Annotated in this window: 26 protein-coding genes; 23 read left to right on the top strand and 3 right to left on the bottom strand. The window is 47.2% G+C overall.

Features of this window, described 5'->3' with window-relative positions; all coding sequences use genetic code 11:
* Window positions 1–254 precede the first annotated feature (254 nt).
* The 10 genes from DC345_RS24665 to DC345_RS24620 all read left to right on the top strand — a co-directional run bounded on the left by DC345_RS24665 (window position 255) and on the right by DC345_RS24620 (window position 9,283).
* A complete protein-coding gene (locus DC345_RS24665) occupies window positions 255–1,097 on the top strand; it encodes a DegV family protein (RefSeq protein WP_113055441.1) in 843 nt (280 codons plus the stop codon).
* A gap of 135 nt (window positions 1,098–1,232) precedes the next feature.
* Complete coding sequence (locus DC345_RS24660) at window positions 1,233–1,952, top strand: response regulator transcription factor (RefSeq protein WP_309304348.1); 720 nt, start codon at window positions 1,233–1,235, stop codon at window positions 1,950–1,952.
* Entirely contained in the window at window positions 1,949–2,881 is a 933-nt protein-coding gene (locus DC345_RS24655) for a sensor histidine kinase (protein ID WP_113055439.1), read from the top strand. The genes DC345_RS24660 and DC345_RS24655 overlap by 4 nt, the downstream gene beginning before the upstream one ends.
* Window positions 2,882–3,009: 128 nt before the next feature.
* Window positions 3,010–3,933 (top strand): ABC transporter ATP-binding protein, encoded by a 924-nt coding sequence (locus DC345_RS24650; protein ID WP_113055438.1) that lies wholly within the window; start codon window positions 3,010–3,012, stop codon window positions 3,931–3,933.
* A complete protein-coding gene (locus DC345_RS24645) occupies window positions 3,926–4,624 on the top strand; it encodes an ABC transporter permease (RefSeq protein WP_181586720.1) in 699 nt (232 codons plus the stop codon). Before DC345_RS24650 ends, DC345_RS24645 begins: the two co-directional genes overlap by 8 nt.
* 104 nt (window positions 4,625–4,728) lie before the next feature.
* The gene (thiD, locus tag DC345_RS24640; protein ID WP_064640632.1) at window positions 4,729–5,535 is read left to right on the top strand and encodes a bifunctional hydroxymethylpyrimidine kinase/phosphomethylpyrimidine kinase; all 807 of its coding nucleotides are present in this window, start codon (window positions 4,729–4,731) and stop codon (window positions 5,533–5,535) included.
* A gap of 248 nt (window positions 5,536–5,783) precedes the next feature.
* Window positions 5,784–6,464, top strand: a complete 681-nt coding sequence (locus DC345_RS24635) for a response regulator transcription factor (protein ID WP_113055436.1) — start codon at window positions 5,784–5,786, stop codon at window positions 6,462–6,464.
* Window positions 6,413–8,218 carry a sensor histidine kinase gene (locus DC345_RS24630; protein ID WP_181586719.1) on the top strand — a complete coding sequence of 602 codons (1,806 nt, stop codon included), beginning with the start codon at window positions 6,413–6,415 and terminating at the stop codon, window positions 8,216–8,218. The genes DC345_RS24635 and DC345_RS24630 overlap by 52 nt, the downstream gene beginning before the upstream one ends.
* A gap of 20 nt (window positions 8,219–8,238) precedes the next feature.
* Window positions 8,239–8,784, top strand: coding sequence for a CDP-diacylglycerol--serine O-phosphatidyltransferase (gene pssA, locus DC345_RS24625; protein WP_063566539.1), 546 nt, complete (start codon window positions 8,239–8,241; stop codon window positions 8,782–8,784).
* Window positions 8,785–8,797: 13 nt separating this feature from the next.
* Entirely contained in the window at window positions 8,798–9,283 is a 486-nt protein-coding gene (locus DC345_RS24620; RefSeq protein WP_113055434.1) for a DedA family protein, read from the top strand.
* A gap of 137 nt (window positions 9,284–9,420) precedes the next feature.
* Here DC345_RS24620 and DC345_RS24615 read toward each other — a convergent pair whose 3' ends face one another.
* The gene (locus tag DC345_RS24615; protein ID WP_113055433.1) at window positions 9,421–10,611 is read right to left on the bottom strand and encodes a cation:proton antiporter; all 1,191 of its coding nucleotides are present in this window, start codon (window positions 10,609–10,611) and stop codon (window positions 9,421–9,423) included.
* A gap of 375 nt (window positions 10,612–10,986) precedes the next feature.
* Here DC345_RS24615 and DC345_RS24610 point away from each other — a divergent pair, with 375 nt between their 5' ends.
* The 5 genes from DC345_RS24610 (at window position 10,987) to DC345_RS24595 (ending at window position 14,250) form a co-directional block, all read left to right on the top strand.
* Window positions 10,987–11,571, top strand: coding sequence for a DUF420 domain-containing protein (locus DC345_RS24610; protein WP_170867957.1), 585 nt, complete (start codon window positions 10,987–10,989; stop codon window positions 11,569–11,571).
* 72 nt (window positions 11,572–11,643) lie between these two features.
* Complete coding sequence (gene gpmA / locus DC345_RS24605) at window positions 11,644–12,387, top strand: 2,3-diphosphoglycerate-dependent phosphoglycerate mutase (RefSeq protein WP_113055432.1); 744 nt, start codon at window positions 11,644–11,646, stop codon at window positions 12,385–12,387.
* A 217-nt stretch (window positions 12,388–12,604) separates the two neighbouring features.
* Window positions 12,605–12,778 (top strand): hypothetical protein, encoded by a 174-nt coding sequence (locus DC345_RS31845; protein ID WP_181586725.1) that lies wholly within the window; start codon window positions 12,605–12,607, stop codon window positions 12,776–12,778.
* A 152-nt stretch (window positions 12,779–12,930) separates the two neighbouring features.
* Window positions 12,931–13,839 (top strand): aldo/keto reductase, encoded by a 909-nt coding sequence (locus DC345_RS24600; RefSeq protein WP_113055431.1) that lies wholly within the window; start codon window positions 12,931–12,933, stop codon window positions 13,837–13,839.
* 84 nt (window positions 13,840–13,923) lie between these two features.
* Window positions 13,924–14,250: a thioredoxin family protein gene (locus DC345_RS24595; protein ID WP_024631432.1), complete on the top strand. Its 327-nt coding sequence runs from the start codon at window positions 13,924–13,926 to the stop codon at window positions 14,248–14,250.
* Between the two features lie 161 nt (window positions 14,251–14,411).
* Here DC345_RS24595 and DC345_RS24590 read toward each other — a convergent pair whose 3' ends face one another.
* Entirely contained in the window at window positions 14,412–15,200 is a 789-nt protein-coding gene (locus tag DC345_RS24590) for an undecaprenyl-diphosphate phosphatase (protein WP_064641143.1), read from the bottom strand.
* A 239-nt stretch (window positions 15,201–15,439) separates the two neighbouring features.
* Between DC345_RS24590 and DC345_RS24585 the strand changes: the two genes are divergently transcribed.
* The 5 genes from DC345_RS24585 to DC345_RS24565 all read left to right on the top strand — a co-directional run bounded on the left by DC345_RS24585 (window position 15,440) and on the right by DC345_RS24565 (window position 18,961).
* Window positions 15,440–16,072 (top strand): TetR/AcrR family transcriptional regulator, encoded by a 633-nt coding sequence (locus DC345_RS24585; protein WP_113055430.1) that lies wholly within the window; start codon window positions 15,440–15,442, stop codon window positions 16,070–16,072.
* Window positions 16,073–16,248: 176 nt separating this feature from the next.
* Window positions 16,249–17,082 (top strand): substrate-binding periplasmic protein, encoded by an 834-nt coding sequence (locus DC345_RS24580; RefSeq protein WP_113055500.1) that lies wholly within the window; start codon window positions 16,249–16,251, stop codon window positions 17,080–17,082.
* A 31-nt stretch (window positions 17,083–17,113) separates the two neighbouring features.
* Window positions 17,114–17,758 carry an amino acid ABC transporter permease gene (locus DC345_RS24575; protein WP_076291212.1) on the top strand — a complete coding sequence of 215 codons (645 nt, stop codon included), beginning with the start codon at window positions 17,114–17,116 and terminating at the stop codon, window positions 17,756–17,758.
* A gap of 15 nt (window positions 17,759–17,773) precedes the next feature.
* Entirely contained in the window at window positions 17,774–18,520 is a 747-nt protein-coding gene (locus DC345_RS24570) for an amino acid ABC transporter ATP-binding protein (RefSeq protein ID WP_024631427.1), read from the top strand.
* A gap of 18 nt (window positions 18,521–18,538) precedes the next feature.
* Window positions 18,539–18,961, top strand: a complete 423-nt coding sequence (locus DC345_RS24565; RefSeq protein WP_113055429.1) for an OsmC family protein — start codon at window positions 18,539–18,541, stop codon at window positions 18,959–18,961.
* Window positions 18,962–19,054: 93 nt separating this feature from the next.
* Here DC345_RS24565 and DC345_RS24560 read toward each other — a convergent pair whose 3' ends face one another.
* Window positions 19,055–19,666, bottom strand: a complete 612-nt coding sequence (locus DC345_RS24560; RefSeq protein WP_113055428.1) for a TetR/AcrR family transcriptional regulator — start codon at window positions 19,664–19,666, stop codon at window positions 19,055–19,057.
* Window positions 19,667–19,809: 143 nt separating this feature from the next.
* On the opposite strand from DC345_RS24560, the gene DC345_RS24555 reads away from it, so the two are divergent.
* The 3 genes from DC345_RS24555 (at window position 19,810) to DC345_RS24545 (ending at window position 24,575) form a co-directional block, all read left to right on the top strand.
* Window positions 19,810–20,988: an MFS transporter gene (locus DC345_RS24555; RefSeq protein ID WP_113055427.1), complete on the top strand. Its 1,179-nt coding sequence runs from the start codon at window positions 19,810–19,812 to the stop codon at window positions 20,986–20,988.
* A 199-nt stretch (window positions 20,989–21,187) separates the two neighbouring features.
* The gene (locus tag DC345_RS24550) at window positions 21,188–22,978 is read left to right on the top strand and encodes a sensor histidine kinase (protein ID WP_113055426.1); all 1,791 of its coding nucleotides are present in this window, start codon (window positions 21,188–21,190) and stop codon (window positions 22,976–22,978) included.
* Window positions 22,971–24,575, top strand: a complete 1,605-nt coding sequence (locus DC345_RS24545) for a response regulator transcription factor (RefSeq protein WP_113055425.1) — start codon at window positions 22,971–22,973, stop codon at window positions 24,573–24,575. The genes DC345_RS24550 and DC345_RS24545 overlap by 8 nt, the downstream gene beginning before the upstream one ends.
* The last annotated feature ends 77 nt before the right edge of the window (window positions 24,576–24,652 follow it).

The following is a 24,652-nucleotide window of genomic DNA, read 5'->3' as shown; positions in this document are numbered from 1 at the left end:
GGCGAAAAAGAGAGAAGGACAACAGCATACCAATTAATTCCTTCACAGGCAAGACATTTTTTTGGCATATACCGGAAGAAATGAGGCTGTTCATTAATGCGCCACAAGACAGCGGTTTGTCCGTTCCTTTATAATTGGAGAGCAAGAACGCAAACGTTTACAATATAAACTATTCAAATTTTAAATAATCCGCCGGGCATGTGCCTGACGATTGAGGATACAGCTTCAACAATCCGGCAAGAGAGAAGGTTGGAATGAGGAAAATTGCATGGGTCACCGACAGTACGAGCACACTCGATCCGCTATTTGCTGAGCAGAATCATGTTTACATCGTACCTCTGCGCATCGTTTTTGGAGAGGAATGTTATCGGGAGACAGAAGACATCTCATCGGAATTGTTCTATGAGAAACTTGATGGGGCTTCACGCGCAAGCAGTTCACAGCCGCCGATTGGTGAATTTATTGAGCTGTATGAGTCGTTGAAAGGCCAGTACGATGAGATTATTACCATTCATTGCTCCACTGCGCTAAGCGGAACGCTGCACACATCGATGCAGGCTGCCGAAATTGCAGGTGTGACGGTTACCGCCATTGATTCCAGAGCAGGTGCTTATCCGCTGCGGGAGATGATATTGCAAGGACTGGAATGGCAGAAGCAAGGTCAGACAGCTGCCGAAATCAAACTTCACATTGAACAGATGATTGATAATATGTCCTTTTACCTCATTCCGGCCAGTCTTCAGCATTTACACCGCAGTGGGCGTGTGTCCGGGACCCAGCTTATTCTTAGTCAATTGTTGAAAATTCATCTGCTGCTTCGATTCGAAGAGGGCAAAGTGGTTGTGAATGAGAAAATCCGTACGTTCAAACGGGCCAAACAGCGCATGCTGGATGTGCTCAAGGTGGATATGGGGAAAGTGAAGCATGTATGCATCATGCATGCGAACAATCAGGAAGAAGCCGTTACAATCAAACAGCAGATTGCAGATCTGCTTCCCCGCTTGAAGACGGAAATTATGCCTTTTATCCCTGTGGTAGGCATTCATGCAGGTGCGGGAACAATTGGACTGTGCTGGATACGAAGCGAGACGGTATAAAGTAGTTAATGAGGCCCGGCAGGAGGTTCACTTTGAAACATGAAGTGGCGATCCTGCCGGGTTTTTCGTATTTCATTGCCAATTGATGCAAACTGTGAGGTAATAAAGGAAAACGATCAAGTTGGAGGGAATATCGTGTCAAGTTATCGCTTGCTGCTTGTTGAAGATGATCGGTCAATTAGTGAAATGGTCGGTCCTTATTTGGAAAAAGAGGGCTATGACGTCTCTTATGCATATGACGGACTGGAGGCGGAACGTCAATTCAGTCAATCACCGTCAGTTTATGACTTGGTCATTCTCGATCTGATGCTGCCACATAAAAATGGGATGGAAGTGCTCCAGAGCATCCGTGCCACCAGTCTGGTGCCAGTACTCATCCTGTCTGCGAAGGACGGAGAGGTGGACAAAGCCCTTGGCCTGGGATTCGGCGCTGATGATTACTTGAGCAAACCATTCTCATTGATCGAGCTGACCGCCCGGATCAAGGCGGCTATTCGTCGTGCCAACTATACCGCACAACCTGCAGCTGCAACTACTCCGAAGGCACAGCGCATTCACATTGGCGGACTTGTGGTCGATACGGAAACGTATGAAGTTGAGCGTGATGGCATACCTGTAAAACTTACTTCCAAGGAATTTGGCATTCTCAAAATGTTTGTCACCCACCCTGGCAAAGTATTTACCAAGGCTCAAATTTACGCTTCTGTCTGGAATGATCATTATTATGGCGACGAAAATATCATTAATGTTCATATGCGTCGTCTGCGCGAGAAGCTGGAAGTTGACCCCTCCAACCCCCGGTATATCAAAACATTGTGGGGTATCGGTTATAAGCTTGAGGTGGACCCGGCATGACATTGATCTTTGCCTTTTCTACCGGGATCTTGGCTTTTGTCGTCATTCTGTTGAGCGTAAGGTTACATAAACGTAGTACCCATCTAACTTACATACATGAGAAATTGACCACTATTATAGATAAGAACACATTTGAACGCCTGCTTGTCTTCAACAGTGACCCCCAAATCAGCCAGCTCCTTAAGGACATGAATCAGTTACTGGATCATGCACATCGGGCTGAGGCGGGCTATGCCAATCAGGAGAAGGAGATGCGCAACATGCTCTCCAATATCTCTCATGATCTGAAGACGCCGCTTACGGTTGTGCTTGGTTATTGCGAAACGCTGCTGCACAGCACTTCCCTAACGGATCAGGAACGCGCGATCATGACTAGCAAAATCCAGGATAAGGCGCAGGAAGTGCTGCGTCTGATTCATTCCTTTTTTGACCTGGCGAAGCTGGAGTCGGGGGATAACGAGCTTGTACTGTCCAGGGTCAATGTAAGCGAATTGTGTCGATTGAAGATGATTTCTTTTTATGACATGTTAACGAATCTGGGTCTTCGAGTAGAGCTGTCCATCCCGGAAAGCGATATCTTCGTCAAAGGTAATGAGGAAGCGCTGGACCGTGTGCTGGATAATCTGATTACGAATGCCATGAAATATGGAGCGGATGGCAAGGTGCTCGGCCTTTCACTCGACTATTCAATAGGTGAACGAGTGACTCTTAGCATCTGGGATCGGGGCAAGGGTATTCCTGAACAGGAGCACAGCCGTGTATTTGAACGTATGTATACGCTTGAGGATTCCCGTAATCGTCTCTATCAAGGAAGTGGTCTGGGACTGACCATTACGAAGCGATTGGTGGAGCGAATGGGCGGAAGTATTGAGTTGCAAAGCGTACCTTTTGTACGAACTGTATTTTTGGTTTCATTAAAACCTTGTTAGAAGCAGTTTTGAGCTTTCGCGATAAGCTTAAGGTTTTCGTAAGATTTGATTAATAAAAAAGAAGACTTTTCTCTTTACAATACAGATATAAGAACCCGTCAGGGACGAACGTAAAGGAGAATAAGAACATGACATATATTGCGCGGACGATAGGTGTGACCAAGACGTATGCAGGGGCGGAGGTTGTATCCAACGTCAATATGAGTATCAGGCAAGGGGAGATCTACGGGTTTCTTGGTCCGAATGGAGCGGGGAAAACCACGATGATGAAGATGCTCACTAATCTGGTGAAGCCGACTGTAGGCGAGATTGAATTGTTTGGAGAAAAGCTCACGCCTACCTCTTATGAATTGCTGAAACGAATGGGCAGCATCATTGAGTATCCTTTTTTCTACGATAATCTGTCCGCTAAGGAAAATCTGGATCTTCATTGTGAATACATGGGGTTTCATAACAAAAAGGTCATTAACGACATGATGGAAAATGTAGGTCTCAAGGATACAGGCAAGAAGCCTGTCCGTGATTTCTCTCTGGGGATGAAGCAGCGACTTGGCATTGCTCGTGCGCTTATAACAACACCGGAACTGCTCATTCTGGATGAACCGATCAATGGCCTCGATCCGGTAGGAATCAAGGAAATGCGTGATTTGTTCAAACGTCTCAGTTCCCAATATCGTATTACTTTGCTGATCTCCAGTCATATCCTTGGGGAAATTGAACAGGTTGCAGACACCGTTGGGGTCATTCGAAATGGGCGTCTGGTTGAAGAAGTGTCGATGGACAGCATTCGCGGGAGCCACAGCGAATACATTGAGCTGCAAACGTTGGACCCGCGTAAAGCAACCTATGTGCTGGAACATCAGCTGGGGTTGAAAAATTATAAATTGATCGATGACCATACTGTACGCATCTACGATCCGGGCATTGCTCCATCGGAATTGACAGGCAAGCTGATCGGGCATGGCGTTGAGATTGAATCCATTTTCAAACGGGCACATTCATTGGAAGAACACTTCATGAGCTTAATGAAAGGGGATGGGGACGTTGCTTAAACTGATCCAGCTGGAACTGCACAAACATCGGTTTGCCCGAAATTTCAGAACGGTAGGTATCGCCAATCTCGCCCTTATCCTGTTTCTCATCTTGATTGGATTCACCGATCAGGGGGCAGAAGATTACGCTTTTGCCGATTACCACGTCTCCTTCATGTTAATAGATACGTTTGCTAGAGCTGTATTCATCATCTTTGGCGGTGCGCTGATCGCGAAACTGATTATTAGTGAGTATCGAAATAAAACGATGAACGTCATGTTTACCTATCCGATCAAGCGCCAGAAAATCATTGCTGCCAAGCTGATTATTATCTTTGTTTTTACCTTTGTGATGATTTTGTTTACCGATCTGCTGATGGGAGCCTTGCTGGTTATTACAAACCAATTCTACTCCTTCATTCCCGATACGTTGACGATAAGTGATGCACTGGTACTGTTGCTGAAGTACACCATTAGTTCCTTGTCCGCTGCGGGGATGGCTCTGATCCCTCTATTCTTCGGGATGCGCAAACATTCGGTCACGACTACACTGGTATCATCCATTCTGCTTGTTCTTGTAGTATGTTCTGGATTCAACGGGCCTACGTTCTCCATCAACACGCTTATTGTGATCCCACTGACGCTGGGGGCGGTTGGACTGTGGATTGCTTCACTGTCCATGATTCGTCTGGAGACAAAAGATGTGAACTGATTCCTCTGAAAACCATACTCCGTATGGCTTCACATGCCATTGACATCCGCTCGTACAAGGGATAGGATAATGTCAACTGAAGGATGAAGGAGAATGCAACTACCATGACGATTCCAAAAACATTAACAATCGCTGGTTCGGATACGAGCGGCGGTGCCGGGATTCAAGCAGATTTGAAAACTTTTCAGGAGCTTGGCGTGTATGGCATGACTGTGCTTACTACTGTTGTGGCTATGGAGCCTGATACGTGGGATCACCAGGTCTTTCCTGTGGAATTAAATGTAGTCGAGGCTCAACTGCGCACCGTTCTGGATGGCATCGGTTTTGATGCAATGAAGACGGGTATGCTGGGTTCTGTAGACATCATTGAATTGGTTGCGAAGCACATCCGCCGGAGCGGACTGCCACAGATCGTTATCGATCCGGTAATGGTCTGCAAAGGTACGGACGAAGTGCTGCAACCTGAGAATACAGAAGCAATGATCGAATTCCTGTTGCCGGGTGCTGATCTGGTTACCCCGAACCTGTTTGAGGCTTCACAGCTCGCGAAAAGTGGGCTAATCCGCTCCAAGGAGCAGATGGAGTCTGCAGCAGCTGTCATTCACGATCATGGGGCGAAACATGTCCTGATCAAGGACAGAGGCGTTATTAACCCGGGTAAAGCGATGGATCTTCTCTATGACGGAACGAACTACGAATGGTTTGAAGCCGATGTTGTTGGCTCCGGATATACACATGGTGCAGGCTGCACCACATCTGCGGCAATTACCGCAGGTTTGGCGCGCGGTCTTACTGTGAAAGAGGCTGTTCGTGAAGGCAAAGCCTTCGTGACCAAAGCGATTGCTGGTGGATTCCCGCTGAACCGCTTTGTTGGCCCAACGTTGCATGTAGCACACCGACTGGAGAAGTAAAACTGAGCGGTGCGCACGTGTAGTGTGTAATCGCGGAGAAAAACGTGGTCTCAGCCGGAAGTAGCTGTCAATGAGCAGAAGGTTGCTCGTTGACGGCTTCTTTTTTGTGCGAAAACGTATGGAATTTAGTAACTTTTGGTATATATTAATCGTATATAAGATGGAGTTCATTCCAGAACATGGCTGGACACACGGACGACACACGGAATCGTTATGTTAACAACAGAATGCTAAAAGGAGAGTCGGTCATGGTCAGAACAGTGCTTCTTGTGGAAGACGAAAGCCGCATTCGTGAGATTGTGGCCGATTATTTCATAAAAGAACAATGGAACGTTATTGAAGCAGAACATGGGGTGGAGGCGCTGGAATTGCTGGCACTGCATGAAGTGGATCTGGTCATCCTGGATGTGCTGATGCCGGAAATGGATGGATGGACCCTCTGTGGGCATATTCGTTCCCAGTCGACCGTACCTATTATAATGTTGACTGCCCGATCGGAAGATGATGACAAGATTCATGGCTTCCAGCTCGGCGTGGATGATTATGTTACGAAACCATTCAGTCCTCGTGTACTGGTGGCACGTGCAGAGACATTAATGAAGCGGGTAGAGGGCGCCGTTAGCAAGGAGCAGACTGTGATACGGTTTGGAGGCGCAGCACTCGATCCATGGGCACGGCGGCTTGAGAAGGATGGAATCGAAGTGGAGCTTGCTCCCAAAGAATATGACCTTCTGCTGTATTTAACTCGCAATCAGGGAATTGTACTGTCCCGTGATGCCATACTTAATCGGGTATGGGGATATGACTTTGAGGGCGATTCGCGTGTGGTGGATACCCATATCAAAAAGCTTCGCAGCAAACTTGGGGATGAAGCGAAGTGTATCCGAACCGTTATCGGTACCGGTTATCGATTCGAGGCCGAGGCATGAGACGTAACGGTGTAACGATGAAACTGTTTTTGGTCATGGCTGGATTTCTGCTTCTTCTATATGGAACAACCGTGATTGCCCAACTGGTCTGGTTCCCGGACTTTTACCAACATCAGAAAATCAGCAGCATTAAGAAAAAATTAACAAAATTCGAACAACAATATTCCACGGGACATTGGAACGATGTGCAGCTGGCCAAGGAAACCGGAAAGTTCATGCGGCAGAATCAGTCGCATCTGGTCATCCTGACGAATACAGGTAAGCTGGTCAATGACCCATTCCACATCGTGCTTCTGCAAGAGGATGGCAAGCAGGTGAATATATCTTTGTCGTTGTTTATCAACAGTGAGAACGCAGGATGGCTTGCTACACACTTGAAGTATGGTCAGCAATTGACTGTTACAGGCTCAGCAAGTGGAATGAATGATCCTATGGTTTATCCGCTGAAGATAAAGGATCAGAGTTCTGTGGTCAGCGGAACGGAAGATTTTCAGGAGTTAACGGAGCCGGTAGAAGAATGGTCAGGAACATTGAAGGAAGTTGTTCTTCCCAACCTGGGGACATGGAGCCAGAGACAGGGGCTGCTTGTGCAGGCGCTGGATAGCCGCTTCCCGCTGTCTACGGAAGATCAGCTCAGTCTCGCCAACGGGAAAATGATTAATGAGGAATGGACCGATAGCTGGAGTGGTGTGCGAAATGTGCTTACCATTGCTCCGGTGCACAGCTCCGGACCCCAGCAGCAGCTCATTTTTTCCCTGACATCCCTGCAGGAGATGAGGGAGGCGAGTGAAGCTACACAACTATTTTATGCGTATTTTGGTATTGCTGCATTTGTGCTGATTGTGTTCCTTTCACTGCTCCTGTCCCGAATTGTCACCAAGCCATTGCTTGCCCTTAACCATGTTGCCAAAAAGATGTCGACCCTTGATTTCACGGTGAAATCGCCTATCCGCCGCAATGATGAGATTGGCAGTCTGTCCAACAGTCTCAACGCGCTGTCGACGACATTGGGTCAGACTTTGGAAGAACTAAGACAGGCGAATAGTCAGATGCGCACCGATATGGAGATGAAGCAGCGGATTGAACAGCGTCAACGGGAGTTTTTTGCCGATGCATCCCATGAGCTCAAAACGCCAATCAGCATCATCAAAGGGTACTCCGAAGGGTTGAAAGATGGGGTCAGCGAGAGCAAACGTGAGCGTTACATCGAGATTATTGCCGATGAAGCGGTCAAGATGGAAACGATGGTCGAAGAGATGCTGGATCTGGTACGGCTGGAATCCCAAGCGATTAAGCTAAATACTGATGCAGTGGCTCTTGGAGATATGATTGAAGATATTGCCGGACGTCTGGGTCCACAATTGAAGGAAAAGGAACTGGAGGTCGTATTGGTCTCCACCACCGAGCAGACCATTGAGGGAGACCGCAGCAAGTTGGAGCAAGTCATCTACAATATGATGATGAATGCTATACGTCATGCTGTCCCCAAGACCGATATTATGATTGAGATCAGCAGGCCGGAAGGGCAGGTTCGAATCTCCATTGAGAATCAGGGTGAGCAGATTTCGGAAGCGGAGCGGCAGTACATCTGGGAAAGATTCTACCGTGTGGAGCGCTCGCGTAATCGCAAAATGGGGGGGACCGGGCTTGGCCTGGCCATCGCGAAGCAGATTCTCGATTTGCATGGATGCAGTTATGGCGTGGAGAACACGCCGGACGGAGTCCGTTTTTATATTATTTTTCCTAATGCTTAGTACGAAGGGGAGTCAAGTCTATGAAATCTTTACCGTCCATTCTAACGTTGGGCAACTTAACTTCAGGCATGCTGGCTGTCATTATGGCAATTCATGGGGAGTTTGCATTAGCCGTGACGATGATTTGGGTAGCCATGTTCTTTGATCTGTTTGACGGGTTTGCAGCCCGCAAGCTGCATTGCGAGGGGGAATTCGGCAAAGCGCTGGATTCATTGGCTGATGTTGTTTCGTTCGGAACCGCACCCGTGTTGATCCTATATTTGAACTCCATGAATGAGGTAAGTGCACTGGGTATGGCGCTGACAGCATTATTCCCGGTTTGTGGTGCATTGCGTCTCGCCCGTTACAATTGCCAGAAGACAGCAAGCCATGGTTTTGTGGGCATGCCGATTACGTTTGCAGGCGGTCTTATGTCCTTTTTCGCGCTCTGGAGTCCTTATTTTACTCATGGTGTAGCCTATCTTGTCATTATCGTATTATCCGGTCTAATGGTTAGCCAAATCCGATTCCCGTCTCTAAAACAAGTGCTAGCCCCCCATGAGAAGGATATTGTGGAACCGAAATAAGGAGCGAGTCAGTATGGAATTTGCAAGAGAATTTATTGGTCAATATGGTTATTTCGCAATTTATGGACTACTGGCTCTTGGCGTGATTGGCATGCCTATTCCGGATGAGGTGATGATGACCTTTGTCGGTTATCTCGCCTCCATCTCGGTGCTGAATTATTCGGTGTCCATCGTTGTCAGTTTTGGTGGAGCGTTTACTGGAGGTCTTCTGAGTTACACCATTGGCAAGAAGGCTGGTCGGCCACTGGTTGAGAAGTATGGTAAATGGGTCGGGGTCAACGCCAAACGGCTGGGCAGGGTGGAGTCCTGGTTTTTAAAATACGGGTACTGGTCCATCATACTGGGCTACTTCATTCCAGGCATTCGTCATCTGATGTGCTGTTTCTCCGGGATCAGCCGCATGTCTATAGGACGATACGTTCTTGTCTCCAGCATTGGCGCGTTTATATGGTGTGTTGTGTTTATATCGATCGGTTTTTACGTAGGTGTGTTAACTTAAAATGGGACAGCCTGTTATGAACAGGCGAGGATAAAGACCTCTTGTTAATGGAGTGGTCTTTTTTGTTGTGTTTATTTAACTCCCTTGAAAAATGAAAAGCCCACCGCAACATCACGGTGAGCTGATAATAATTTTATTTACCCGCTTAGATGGGATTCCTCAATGCCTTTTTCAACACGAGTTTCCCCTTTTTTGCGTGCAAAGGTGATTTTGAGTAAAGGTGGCGTAACCAGGGTTGTAACGATAACCATAATGACTACACTGGTGAAATATTCAGAATCGAGCAAGCCGGAAGCAAGTCCGGTTGAAGCGATAATAAGAGCAACTTCACCCCGGGAAATCATGCCTGCACCGATGGCGAGAGAAGATGAGCGATCAAATCCGGTCAGACGCGCTCCTGCTCCGCCGCCCAGAAGCTTGGTTACAATGGCAATCAGACTGATGACGATAATGAACCAGATTTGCGAACCCACGCCGTCAAAAGTCACGTTCAAACCGATGCTTACAAAGAATACCGGGACAAAGATTCCGTATGCGATCGGTTCAAGCTTGGTTTCGACCTCATGTTTGAATTTCGTCTGGGAGATGGCAATACCTGCTGCAAAGGCCCCGATAATCCCTGCAACACCCATCCATTCTGCAAAGTACGAAAAGCCAAAACAAATGATTAATCCGGCTGTAATAACGGTCTCCGTGACCTTCAACGGTGCCATCCACTTCATAATACGTGGAACAAGGAACCAGCTGGCAGCGATAATAACAACAAAGAATAACAGCTTCTTGCCAATGAGCAGCGAGATTGAAGTATCGGATGCACCTGTTCCGAGCAAACTCATCATGACAGCGAGGATGACCACTACGAGTACATCGTCGACGACAGCCGCTCCAAGAATCGTTGTACCCTCACGAGAGCTTAGTTGATTCATGTCTTTTAACGTTTGAACCGAGATGCTGACCGAAGTCGCACAGAACAATAGTCCAAAAAACAAAGCATGTGTCTGCGACATGCCAAAAGCAGCGGCAGCTCCATAACCTCCGATGAATGGTAAAATGATACCACCCACGGCAACAGCAAAGGCTGCCTTCCAATTTTTCTTCAACTGCTCCAGATCCGTCTCAAGTCCGGCTATGAACATGAGCAGCAAAACCCCGATTTCAGCCATGTAATGGACGAAATCACTTTGTTGTACCCAACCGAGCAGAGCGGGACCAAGAATAACACCAACAATCAATTTGCCCAGAACCGACGGCTGACCAAGTCTTACGGACAAATCACCAGCCAACTTGGTGAAAATCAAAATAAGTGCAAGAACCAAAATAAATTCCATAGGTGTACTCCTCTCCAGCAGTAGCGTTTATAGGATTACCAGTCCAAGGGGGGATCATTCCAGGCCTCAGGAACAGAAAAAGGCATAAAACAGCGCTTGTAAAAGTGCCGCTTTATGCCTTAAAAAAGACAAGGAGGGCCCTTGGTGACAGGCTCCTCCAGTTCAACGCGTATTTGATTAATTGCATTAATTATACCACAAATACAGGATGGGGTAAACCAGTGAAGGTGGGCTTTTAATGAAAATGGCCTTATGTGGGCATTTTAAGGGTACCTGACGAGCCTTTTTGTTCAGAGTGTTGTCACTTAACAGTCGAGAAATGGCAAGATATAATGAGATAGAACATAGAAGTTAGGATATGAGGAGGATTTTTCATTGGGCAAACAGGACAAAGGGGACCCGAACATTCAATCCAATCAGATTGCCCCGACCAGTAATAAAAACTTTGCAGGTCTTATTATTACCATTTCCATTATCGCCAATGTCATTATTTTATTGTTGTTCTTTGCTCCGTCCATCGGATACAAAGGCGATGTAGCCTTTGATATTACCGTGTTGCCACGGTTCAACGCCGTGTTCAACAGCTTCACCTTCATCTTTTTGCTTGCGGCCTTGATTGCCATTATCAAGCGGAATGTGAAATTGCACAAACGTTTCATTCTTGCTGCATTTTCAACAACCCTTTTATTTCTCGTTACTTATTTGTCGTTTCACTATCTGTCTCCGGAAACGTCCAAATACGGCGGAGAAGGCATCATTCGTTCCATCTATTTCTTCATTCTGATCACACACAGCATCCTGGCAGCGATTATTGTGCCGCTTGCTCTGTTCACTCTGGTATGGGGCTGGACGAATCAATTGAAGAAACACCGTAAAATTGCTCGCTGGACGATGCCTATCTGGCTCTACGTGAGTTCCACGGGTGTAGTTGTATATCTGATGATGGCACCGTACTATTAATAATTTCACATATCATGGGCATATCCGGCTCGCCTTGCGGGTAATGGTTTCATGGAAGGAGGATTCACGCTTATGTACAGAGTCGTATTGATTCGCCATGGACAGAGTATGTGGAACGTGGAGAACCGTTTTACCGGTTGGACAGATGTGGATCTGACGACCGATGGATACGGAGAAGCGCGTAAAGCGGGAAAGATCCTGAAGGAACAGGGTTTTGATTTTGATTATGCTTATGCTTCGGTACTCAAACGCTCCATTCGAACACTGGATATTGCACTGGATGAGATGGACCGGATGTGGATTCCGATCACGAAGACGTGGAAGCTGAACGAACGTCACTATGGTGCACTACAAGGACTGAACAAACAGCAGACTGCGCTGAAGTACGGCGAGGAGCAGGTGAAGGAGTGGAGACGCTCCGTTAGCGTATCTCCTCCAGCACTAGACGATACAGATGAGCGTTATGTTCAGGATCAGGACAAGTATCAAAGGCTGGGCTGCACCATCCCGCGTACCGAGAATTTGATGGATACATCGAAGCGGGTGCTGGAGTATTGGAATGCAGAGATCAAACCGGTTGTGTCAGCGGGCAAAAGGGTGCTCATCTCCGCGCACGGCAATACGCTCCGTTCACTCGTTATGCATCTGGACCAAATGTCCGAAGCAGACGTAATGGCGCTTAATATCCCAACAGGTATTCCCCTGGTCTATGAACTGGATGAAGATCTGCATCCGATCGGACATTTTTACCTCACTGCGGATGGTTCGACGTACAAACATGAGGAAATGACTCATGTCGCACCACCGTCCGATTAATCGGACGATTGTTATGACCAGCAGGCTATACATTAGTAAAGATGAGTTCGACTTATACATCACGTTAGAAAATGGCTCCTGAATTCTTAGGGGCCATTCTTTATGCTTTAATAGCTATTCTCTAATTTTAGCGATTGCATCTGACGTTTCGTTTTTCTCCTACAGGGTAATCTCAAGCAAGACACGATGTACATTAATCCTGAAGGAGGAACAACATATGTCTAAAAAAAGTGGAATTATTGTAACAGCCATTGGAGCAGGCGTGACTTACTTGATGAGGAACAAACAAGCAAGGGATAAGCTGTTCAGTACGGTGTCTGGACTGATGAAAAGTTCAAATTCATCTTCAAAACCGTCTTATGGAAGCAAAAAAGGTTCACGTGTGATATAAAATAGATTTTAATATAGGTGTCAATTAGCGTGAAAGCCCGGAGCTGGTATGGTCCCGGGTTTTTGTGTGCGCTCATATGTCACATGCGATTTTTGCCAGCAAGAATGATACAATGGAAACTTGCAGAACGTATGGAAGGGGATGTACAACATATGAAGAAAAATCGTCTGGGTTCATCCGAACTCATGGTTGGTGAAATTGGGCTAGGCTGTATGTCACTTGGAACCGAAGTGAAACCGGCCGTAGCTTTGATTCATGAAGCATTGGATCGTGGCGTTAATCTTCTGGATACCGCTGACCTGTATGATGCAGGGTTAAACGAAGAAATCGTGGGCCAAGCCATCCAGGGACGCCGGGATCAGGTCATTGTGGCGACCAAGGTTGGTAATCGTCGCATACCGGGAAAAGAAGGCTGGTCATGGGACCCGTCCAAAACCTATATCAAACAAGCTGTACGAGACAGCCTGAAGCGTCTGCAGACGGATTATATTGATCTGTATCAGCTGCATGGTGGCACGCTGGATGATCCAATCGAAGAGACAATTGAAGCCTTTGAGGAACTGAAGAGGGAAGGTCTTATCCGGTATTACGGAATATCCTCCATCCGGCCTAACGTGATTCGTGAGTATGTGCAGAGAGCTTCCATTGTCAGCGTGATGAACCAATACAGCGTTGCGGATCGCCGGGCCGAAGAGGAAGTATTACCTTTATTAGAGCAAAAGGGGATTAGCGTTATCGCTCGTGGACCCGTGGCAAGTGGGGTTCTCGCCGATTCTGGTGCTGCCAAGGCAGATAAGGGTTATTTGGATTATACTCCTGAGGAGTTGCACATCATACGCCAAGGCCTGAGCCGTCTGGTTACAGACAATCGCAGCATGGCTCAAACGGCTATTCGTTATGCTTTGGCGCATCCGGCTGTTGCCGCTGTCGTGCCAGGTGCCAGTTCGAAAGAGCAGTTGTTGCATAATATTGCTGCTTCGGTATCTGCACCACTTACGGCTGCGGAGATTAACGAAATACGGGAGCTCAGTCCCGCCAATCTCTACAAGCAGCACCGTTAAACGTGGGTAGCCTATTTTCAATTGTAACTATACGAGGTACAATGAAGTTCAACCATAAAGAATCAAATAAGGGAGAGAAGACATATGGAAAGAATTCAAAGTGAACAACAATATCGCGATACAATCAATTCTGACGGACTGACCGTCATTAAATTTGATACAACCTGGTGTCCGGATTGCAAAAACCTGGATCGCTTTATCGGGGACGTTATCGACCAGCATGCCGATAAAACCTTCTATGCTCTGGATGCAGAAGAGTTCCTGCCGTTTGCCGAAGAGAACGGTGTACGCGGCATTCCAAGCCTGCTCGTATTCCAAAACGGCAAGAAAATTGCACATCTGCACAGCAAATGGGCAAAAACGCCTGCTCAAATCTCGGAGTACCTACAGACTTTGGAGTCCAAGGTCTAACCATAATCAGTTCGTTTAGATCGCAGTAGTTATATGGAACGCCTCCTATCCCTGATAGGGGGTGTTTTTGTTGATGAGATTGCACAAATTAAAAATGACGACCCGTTTCCGAAAGGAACAGGTCGCCATTGGCTTTTTTGTTACATGACTTGAAGATAGGGTTACATCATTAAAATGATAAAAAATACAGCTGCCAGCACGAAGCGATAGACGGCAAAGACGGTCAGGCTCAGTTTTTTCAAAATGGACAGGAACGTCTTAATGGCAAGCATGGCTACGATAAATGCGGCAATGAATCCAATCGCGAAGATTGGAAAATCGCTGGTATTCAAATGATCGATACTTTTGTATAGATCATACCCTGTGGCTCCAATCATGATCGGCACAGATACCAGGAATGTAAACTCCGCCGCTGCAACTCGGCTTACCCCTGCGAACAGACCGCCTGAGATCGTCGAACCGGAACGGGAGAAGCCTGGCCATAATGCGAGAATCTGAAAAAGACCCACTACAAATGCCTGTTTATACGTAATATCGTCTACATCATGGGTTGTAATGCGTTCGCTGCGGTGGCTCCAACGTTCAGCGACAATCATCAGAATACCACCAATAACAAGACTGTACAGCACCGTTTGTGCTCCAAACAGATGCGCCTTGATCCAATCCCGGAATACAAGTCCAATGACCACGGCTGGAACCATCGCCAAAAAGATATGTATGAGGTTCAGACGGGAGGTGTAGCTCCTTTTGCCTCCGGTGAAGCGGAACATATCAATGAATTTGTTCCAGTACAGCACAACGACAGCTAGTACAGCTCCGAGTTGCACAACCACCTCAAACGTTTTGACTGACTCGTTGTCCTCCGATAATCCCAGCAAGTGGGCAGTCAGAATCATGTGTCCGGTCGAGGACACGGGCAAAAACTCAGTCAAACCTTCGATGATGCCCATAATAATCGATGATATAAAGTCCAATTCTCTTCCTCCTTGAAATGCAGATGACAGCATACAGGCTGTCCTGCGTGACAATGCCCGCTCATTAGAACAAGGCTATCATCTATTATGATCACAAATGCGCTCAACTTCAACTTATGCTCGCAATGAATTGTTTAAAACCATATTGACAAAAACCTAGTTATCCAATAGGATATACATTAACTGACTGACTGATCAATCGGGAGGATAGGCAAATGTCTAAAAACAATCATTTGGAACCCGGAGAAGAACGCCGGGACCAAATTATACGCATAGCGATGGAACGTTTTGCGACCCAGGGCTACCATCAGACGAAAATTTCCGATATCGTCCGGGAAGCGGGCGTCGCTCAAGGCACTTTTTACTGGCACTTTAAAAGCAAGGAAGCCATTGCCTCGGAGATTGTGTTAACCGGCAGGGAGAAGTTGCTTGAAGCGATTGGACAAGGCTACCGCAAGGATGCCGGATCGGTTGAGGATATGGTTAGAGCTTCGGAACGACTGTTTACCGACTTATTCTCTTTTGCAGAGGACAATCGTTATTTTATGGAGTTGTTGCTTAAAGGCATCGTGTCGGAGGATTCGGTACGCCGTCTGGTCGAGGAGACACGCGGTGCAGTAGAACAGGCGTTTCGCCATAACATGCAGCGGGCCATTGAGCTGGGCATGCTGCCGGATTCCATGAATGTACCGCTCCGTGCTGCGCTGCTGGTTAGCATGATTGAAGGCATGATTACACGCTGGCTGTTTGGCTCGGAGGAGCTTCACAGCAAGTTTTCATCAATGTCAGCAACGACGCTCGCTGCGGAGGCGGCAAGCTTTGAGTTTTACGGACTGCTCGGCACATAAAGATGTGCTGGCCCGAAGCTCTAATTTTCAATAACTGGATTAAATATTCACATGATTAAGCCAGCAGCAGGGAATAATGGGTACAACTGCGGTTTAGGAACACAGGAAAAATAAGTTTCAACAAGACATGACTACATGGATGAGAGGAAGTTAATGACATGAATAAAACATATGGAATGAAATTTCGCAAAGGCTGGACTTTAACAGCCCTGCTGCTAATGACCGTGCTGGTACTCAGCGCTTGTGGCAATAAAACCACGGATAATGGAAGCGGCAATGGAGCACAGGCGAACAATGAACTGGAGCAGATCAAGTCTGCTGGCGTCATCAAAGTGGGCATGATGGGCACGTACGCTCCATACAACTTCCTGAACGATAAGAAAGAAATGGATGGCTACGATGCAGATATCGCACGTGAGGTTGCGAAGCGTCTTGGGGTTGAGATTGAATTTGTATCCCAGGAGTTCTCCGGCCTGACACCAAGTCTGCAAGCCAAAAAGCTGGATGCCATCATCAGCCAGATGACGATTACCGATGATCGCAAGAAAGTACTGGATTTCAGTGATCCGTATATAACGAACCAAGTCAAAATTATTGTGAAAAGTGATAACAATGACATTACCAAGCTGGAAGATTTCAAAGGAAAAACGATTGGTGTAGGCCTCGGTACCAATGATGAGACGTATCTGCGTAACGAAGTGCTGCCTAAAGTCGGCAATTTCACTATCAAGACCTATGATGATGTTATCACATCATTGAAAGATCTGGACGCTGGACGGATCGATGCAACGATCAACAACCTGTACGCGCTGAAACCGATTGTAGATGCTAACGGCTTCAACATCAAAGCCGTAGGTGAACCCATCAAGAGTGATCAGGCAGGTATTGCTGTGCGCAAAGACAATCCGGAACTCGTAGCGGCACTGAATGACGCTCTCAAAGGCATGAAAGATGATGGTACGTACAATACCATCTTCAAAAAATGGTTTGGTGAAGAGCCTGCGCAATAATGAACCTGCAAGGCGAAGGGAAGATTGATCTATGGAATTGGTATTTGAGAATATCCCCTTCTTTCTGAAGGGGGCTTACTATACGCTTTATGTAACTGTGATCTCCATGTTTTTTGCCTTTATTATCGGAGTGCTAGTCGCTATCGCTCGTCTGAAGGGTCCGATGTGGCTTAGGTTGATCGCAAGGTTTTATGTATCCATCATGCGGGGAACCCCGCTGCTGGTGCAATTATTCGTTATTTATTTTGGGTTAGTTGATTATGGCGTAACCTTAGGCTCCCTCACGGCAGCTTGTCTAGGGCTTAGTCTTAATGCGGGTGCATTTCTGTCCGAAACGTTCCGTGGAGCAATTCAAGCTGTACCAAAAGGGCAAACGGAGGCCGCATATGCTACAGGCATGACACCCGCTCAAACGATGAGAAGGATTATATTCCCCCAAGCGGTGCGTATCGCGATCCCTCCAATGGGCAATACGTTTATCGGCATGCTGAAAGAAACATCACTTGTGGCAGCCCTCGGGGTTACGGAGTTGCTTCGCTCGGCACAGCTACTGGTCGCGCAATATTACGTGAATATGCCGTTTTATCTGGCGATTGGCGTGATCTACTGGATTATGAGTATCGGATTCTCGGCCATTCTGGAACAAGTGGAGCGCCGGCTGGCCCGGGCTTACTGATAGGAGGGAGAACCGGTGATTACAACAACAGGACTAACCAAACGTTTTGGGAAAAATGAAGTTCTCACAAATATAGATCTGCATGTCGATGCGAAAGATATTGTTGTTCTGCTGGGACCCAGTGGATCAGGCAAAAGTACGCTGCTGCGCTGTCTCAACGGCCTGGAGGAACTCTCTGGCGGCAAGATTGAAGTGAATGGCGTTGTGGTAGATAGTGCCGACTCGCAGCGAATCCAGCGGGCACGGGTACTGGAAATTCGTCGGCAGACCGGCATGGTATTCCAGCAGTTCAATCTGTATCCGCACAAGACAGTGCTTGGCAATGTGATGGAAGGGCTCGTGACTGTGAAAAAAATCAAGCGGGACGAAGCGGCCGAACGCGGCCGGATTCTGCTGGATCGAGTCGGCCTGTCGGACAAGCAGGATGCATATCCATCTCGTTTGTCTGGGGGACAGCAGCAGCGCGTAGCGATTGCCCGCGCACTTGCCATGGAGCCTGAGGTAATGCTGTTTGATGAGCCTACCTCAGCCCTTGATCCCGAACTCGTGGGAGAAGTGCTCTCTGTTATGAAGGAGTTGGCACAGGAAGGCATGACGATGCTGGTCGTTACACATGAGTTGAAGTTTGCCCGGAATGTGGCGAACAAAATCGTCTTTATGGCGGATGGATCGATTGTGGAAGAAGCAAGTCCACAGGCTTTTTTTGAACACCCGACTCAAGAGCGGACACGTCGTTTCTTGCAGCAAATTACTGAATTCTAAGAAAGAAGGATAAACATCATGAATGTAACAACGGTATGGAAAGGCAAACGCGCGTTTACTTCCGAAGGACCCTCTGGCTACGCGGTTGGCATGGATGCCACGGCAGCCTATGGTGGTGACAGCAAGGGTGCAACACCTATGGAATTGTTACTGGCAGGTCTCGGAGGTTGTATGGGGATCGATATCACGATGATTCTGGACGCTTTCCTGGACAAAATTACAGGCATTGAGATTGAAGCACAGGGTAAACGCAGTGAAGGTATGCCGAAAGGTTTTACTGCCATTGACCTGATCTTCAAGGTAGACGGTGATATCCCGGATTACCGGATCTGGAAAGCCATCCAAATGGCTGAAGAGAAGTATTGTGCAGTCTCCGCTTCGCTTAGCGCAGATATTCATCCCAAACTGATATTGAATGGGGTAGACACACCACGTCCATAACGGCATATGGGTAAATGATATATTGAAGAGGCACTTCCAATCAGGGAGTGCCTTTTTTGGCTGTTTTATTATTTAAACCCTTAGGAAGCAACGTCAAGCTGGTTGTTGAGCAAGGTCCCAGATGCCCATGATTTCCGTGATAGCCTGATCAAGCGTTGCATAAGGGACGCCGTCCCGGGCTTGTGTAGAAATCCCCTGCATAAAGGTATCAAATACGGTGGTCAGCATCGAGACATTTGTGGAGGCGGGTAGTTCGCCGATTTCCACTGCACGTTGGATGCATTCCTGCAGGCGGTTGCGAGTCAGCTTTCTTTTATCGCCGGTAATATCACGGATATGATTGTTTTTGGAAGAACATGTGCTGGCTGACAGCACGATTAAACAACCAGATGGATGTGCGCTGTCTGTTTGCATTTTGGCGGTACTTCTTAAAGTTGTCTCGATCGCTTCTCTTGGAGACAGCGTGACATCCGAGAAACTTTCTGTAACCCGTCCAAACGTACCCATATATCGTTCTACCGCTTCTTTATACAGAGCTTCTTTGGATTCAAAGGCTGCATAGAAGCTGGCTGCTGAAATATCCCCCATGACAGCTCGAAGCTGAAGCAATGAGGTGGCCTCGAATCCTTGTTCCCAAAAGAGCATCATTGCCTGCAACAAGGCTTCATCCCGATCAAAAATGCGCGGACGTCCGGTTCTTGCCATAAGAGATTCCCCCTCGTTTTTCTTAATTATATACTAATCGATCCAAAAGTCGTTGACAAGGTGAGAGAGGGTGGATAATATAAGGAATGATCGATCCATAATTCGATTGTTCATCATATATTATCTAAGAAGGAGCTGCACAGATGTCCGATAATTCTTCTCAACGTTTCCCATGGTTAGGGCTGCTGGCCTTGGCTATGGCTGGTTTTATAGCTATTATGACTGAAACTCTTCCCGCGGGGTTGCTGCCGCAAATCAAGGAAGGGCTTCAAGTCTCTGAGGCAGGTGCAGGGCAGCTCGTCACATTTTATGCAGTAGGATCTCTGATTGCCGCTATACCTGTGGCTGTCCTGACAAGGGGCTGGCGACGCCGTCCGCTTTTACTTCTAGCGATTATCGGTTTTCTGATCTTCAACACCGTTACAGCCCTTTCTTCAAACTATGTATTGACACTTGTCGCTCGTTTTTTTGCCGGTGTTGCAGCCGGTGTCTCCTGGGGACTGATTGGCAGCTATGCACTACGTATGGTGCCTGATCATCTCAAGGGAAGGGGAATGGCTGTTGCGATGATTGGAACACCGATTGCGTTATCGTTCGGTGTTCCTGCTGGTACACTGCTCGGTTCCTTTATGGGCTGGCGCTCGGTATTCTGGCTGATGTCGCTGCTCGCGTTTGTACTGATTTTCTGGGTGCTCTGGAAAGTACCCGATTATCCAGGACAGTCTGCTGATCAACGCATTTCTTCAATTAGGGTGCTGCTGACCCCTGGCGTCATTCCCATTCTGGCTGTTGTTCTGGCCTGGATGCTGGCTCATAATATTTTGTACACCTATATTGCTCCTTTCCTTGCCGATGTCGGTCAGGAATCAAAGGTTGGACTTATGTTACTTGTGTTTGGCCTGATGGCATTGGTGGGCATCTGGGTTACAGGTATTCTTATTGATCGTTGGTTGCGTATGCTGGTTCTCATCAGTCTGGCGGGATTTGCTCTGATCTCTCTGGTATTGGGGCTTTGGAGTGAGCACGCTGCCGTTGTTTTTGGTTCAGTTGCGCTCTGGGGTCTGACATTTGGCGGTGCGGCTACACTGTTGCAGACCGCCCTTGCCCAAGCCGCTGGGGAGCAGGGTGTAGATATCGTTATGCCGATTAATACGACTGTGTGGAATCTAGCTATTGCTATTGGTGGATTGGCGGGAGGTGTGCTTTTGAATCAATGGGGAGCCTCGTCCTTTACTTGGGCCATCCTGTTCCTATCACTTGTGGCTCTGATTGTTGCGCTGCGTGCCAAAGGACATGGTTTCCGCTCAGCACGCAGCAGCTAAGCCACCTGTTTTCCTTCCTATATATTAGAAATAGCTATTCAAGTTTCATATTTGTTTGTTTTATCATTCAGCATACAGCCTTTTTTTGAAGCCCTCTTGCAGGGCTTTTGCTGTTATGTGGTATGATGAATTGGAAGGGCAGGCGTAATATGTACTGACCTTTATATGTAAGCGCTTATAAGCGACGGAAGGTGCAGATATGTTTAGAAGGCTCATTCGAACATCCAACAATCTTAAATTAAAGCATAAATTGCTCATATCCTATGTACTTGTCGTCATGATTCCGGTACTGATTATTGGACTTGCTGTAACCGGATACTTTCGTAAGCAAGCGCTGGACAATGCAATAGGACAGACGATCAACAACGTGGAAAAGGTCAAGAGTCAGACCGCCACACTGCTGCGTGTACCCACAGATATTTCCAACATTCTGATGTTCAACAATGAATTAAAGGAAATTGTGAACAAACGCTACGAGAGCGTTGTGGAGCTGACATCGGCGTACCTCGCATACAAAGATTTTCAGGAATACAAGCGTCTGTACCGTGAGGTTGCAGGCATTCGGTTTTACTCGACCAATCCGACGCTGATCAACAATCTGGAGTTCATTCCGGTAGATAAACAGACTGAGGAGAGCTACTGGTACCAGAAAGCGCTGCAAACGACGAGCATCGGTTGGTTCTACATTCCTGACAAGGGAGATAATCCTGTGCACAAGCTTAGTCTGGTACGCAAAGTGCCTTTTGCCGAATATCGGACCGAGGGTGTACTCATGATTGTAATCAATCAGGATGAGCTGAATGGATTGTTACGTCAGGAACCGTTCGAGACGTTGATTACGGACGAACAGGGTTATGTGGTTGCTGCCAAAAATACCGAGCTTGTGGGCAAGACGTTGGACGAGCTTGATTTTGGTGTAGATCTGCAAAACCAGGCCAAAGGTACAATTGAAGCTGATTTTCAGGGTGAGCCGTCCAACATTATCATTGATGAGATTAGTCCTGGATCGAGCATGAATAGCCTGAAGATCATATCCGTTTTTGCCACCAAAAATATTGTCAAAGATGCGAATACCATTAGCATGATCGGTATGCTCTTTATTACGCTCGTGCTGGTCATTGCACTGTTGCTTGTATATATCATTTCATTCCTCACATCGAACCGATTGTTACGCCTTAGCAAACACCTGAATAAGCTCGCACTGGGTGATCTTAACGTTACTTCCCGAATTGACGGAAATGATGAGATCGGGCAACTGTCCAGGCAGTTCAATTACATGGTGAAGAGCATTAATGAACTGATGACTCAAGTGGTAGAGGCAACGGAACAGAACAATCAATTGGAAATCGCGCAGAAAGAGATTAAACTGAAAATGATGGCCAGCCAGATCAATCCTCATTTTTTGTTTAATGCACTGGAGTCGATCCGAATGAAAGCCCATATCAAAGGTGAGGCGGAGATTGCCAATATTGTAAGGCTGCTAGGCAAACTGATGCGCAAGAGTCTTGAGATTGGAAGCGGCAAAACGACGTTCAGAGCCGAACTGGAGATGGTACGTTCTTATCTGGAAATTCAGAAATTCCGTTACGGCGACCGTCTTGCTTTCCAGATCCATATCGATCCGGAGGTGGAGAAGATATACATTCCTCCTTTGATTATTCAGCCTCTGGTTGAGAATGCGATTGTGCATGGTTTGGAAAATAAAGAGGGTACGGTCCGTGTGAATATAAATATTCGTTTGGTGGAGGATGTTGTCCAGGTATGTGTTGATGATGATGGAGCAGGCATTACGCCGGAGCGTCTGACTGAAGTGATGCAGTTCATCTGTGGACCGGAAGAACAGGAAAAGAGCCGGATTGGCATGCGTAACGTACATCAACGTTTAACGTTGACCTATGGTGAGCCATACGGGTTGCAGATTAAGAGTGTATACGGGAAAGGAACAGAGGTTTCTTTCACCTTGCCAGCAGGAGGAGACCAGCATGTATAAAGTGTTATTAGTAGATGATGAACCGAGCATACGTGAAGGACTGACAACGATCATTGATTGGGAAAAATACGGCTTTCAGGTGATTGCTACAGCTGCGAGCGGGCGTGAGGCCATTACCCGCTTCGAAGAGCTGGAACCGGACCTGACGATCATTGATATACGCATGCCCGGCATGACCGGACTGGATGTCATTGAGGAAGTGCGGCAGCACCATCCGGGTTCGCACTTTCTAATCCTGAGTGGATACGCCGATTTTGATTATGCCAAGAAAGCCATTAGTTTTGGTGTGGATGGGTATCTGCTCAAGCCGGTGGATGAAGAGGAGATTATCAGTGAGCTGGAGCGGATCTCTGTGATGCTGACACGGGAACGTGAGACACTGGCCCGCTATGCTGGTGAGGATACAGCCTACCGGGAGCACCAGATTGAAGCATTGCTTTTTGATAGCCTGGAAGGTACGGAAACGATGGAAGCGAATGCTCTAGGATTGAATTGGTCGCAGTATCAGGTCGTGCTGTTGGAGATGCATGCCGAACCTGATTTACAGCGTGGTAGTGTGGTGAAACGCAGACTGGCGGAAGTTTTTGACCAGAAAGATCGGGGTATCGTGTTTTCGTTCCATTCTGGACTGGGACTGTTATGCAAAGAGCCTGTTTTAACTGAACAATCTGCCCAGCGTTTATATGATGAGTTGGAAGGGCTACTGGAAGAATGGGATATTCACATGTATGCCGCTGCAGGTCAACCTGTAAACTCCACCGCAGACATCGCACATTCCTATAATCAGGCCAACGGTGTATTGGGCGGACGTTTCCTGTTCGTGGAACAACGAATTATGTTATGGAACGAAGACGAAAAGAGCAAGATTTCTTCTGAGTCAATTGTTGTCAATGAAGAAGAAAGTGGTGAACCGGATGAAGCTGAGCTGGCGGACAAGCTGTATTATGCGCTCGATATTCGGAGCAGCGAGTCCGTAATGCGTGTGCTGACCGAGATGGAGGAGCGTCTGATTCCGCATCACCAGACAGAACAGACAATTAAAACGGCGTTCTCCCAAGTGTTCTCATTGGCGATTAACAAACTTGCAGCAACCAATCAGCATATGCAATCCCTTATGCAGGAGCATTCCGTTCTCATTACGGAGGTTTACCATCAATTAACGTTGCTGGATCTAAAAGTGATGGCTGCTGAACACCTCAATCGGCTTATTCAACGCATGGGTGGAGGGAGCAAAGACACGGTACTGAAACAGATGATTGAATTTATCCGTCGTAATCCGGGCGAAAATCTCAAGCTTGAGGTTCTCGCAGAGGTATTTAACTACAATAGCAGTTATCTGGGCAAACTGTTCAAAAATCATACCGGGGAATATTTCAATGCATTTCTCGATAAGGTTCGAATGGAGAAAGCAAAGGAACTGCTCGATGAAGGCTTAAAGGTGCATCAGGTTGCAGCGAGGGTGGGGTATGCCAACGTGGATTACTTCCACGGCAAATTCAAGAAGTATGTAGGGGAGTCACCATCTGCTTATAAACATGCAAGAGAGCTTGCCAGATCACAGCCCAAAGATTCTTCAGGAGAGCCTGAACGAGAGTAGTCCATGTTCAGAGGGGCGTACTTCTATCGTTGGTATTTCTCCTGATTAGGTAAAAAACGTTTTCGAACTTATAGTCT

The sequence above is a fragment of the Paenibacillus taichungensis genome (assembly GCF_003287275.1).
GTDB classification, from domain to species: Bacteria; Bacillota; Bacilli; order Paenibacillales; family Paenibacillaceae; genus Paenibacillus; species Paenibacillus taichungensis_A.
Note: the sequence above shows the minus strand (reverse complement) of the source record. Positions and strands in the feature narration are given on the sequence as shown.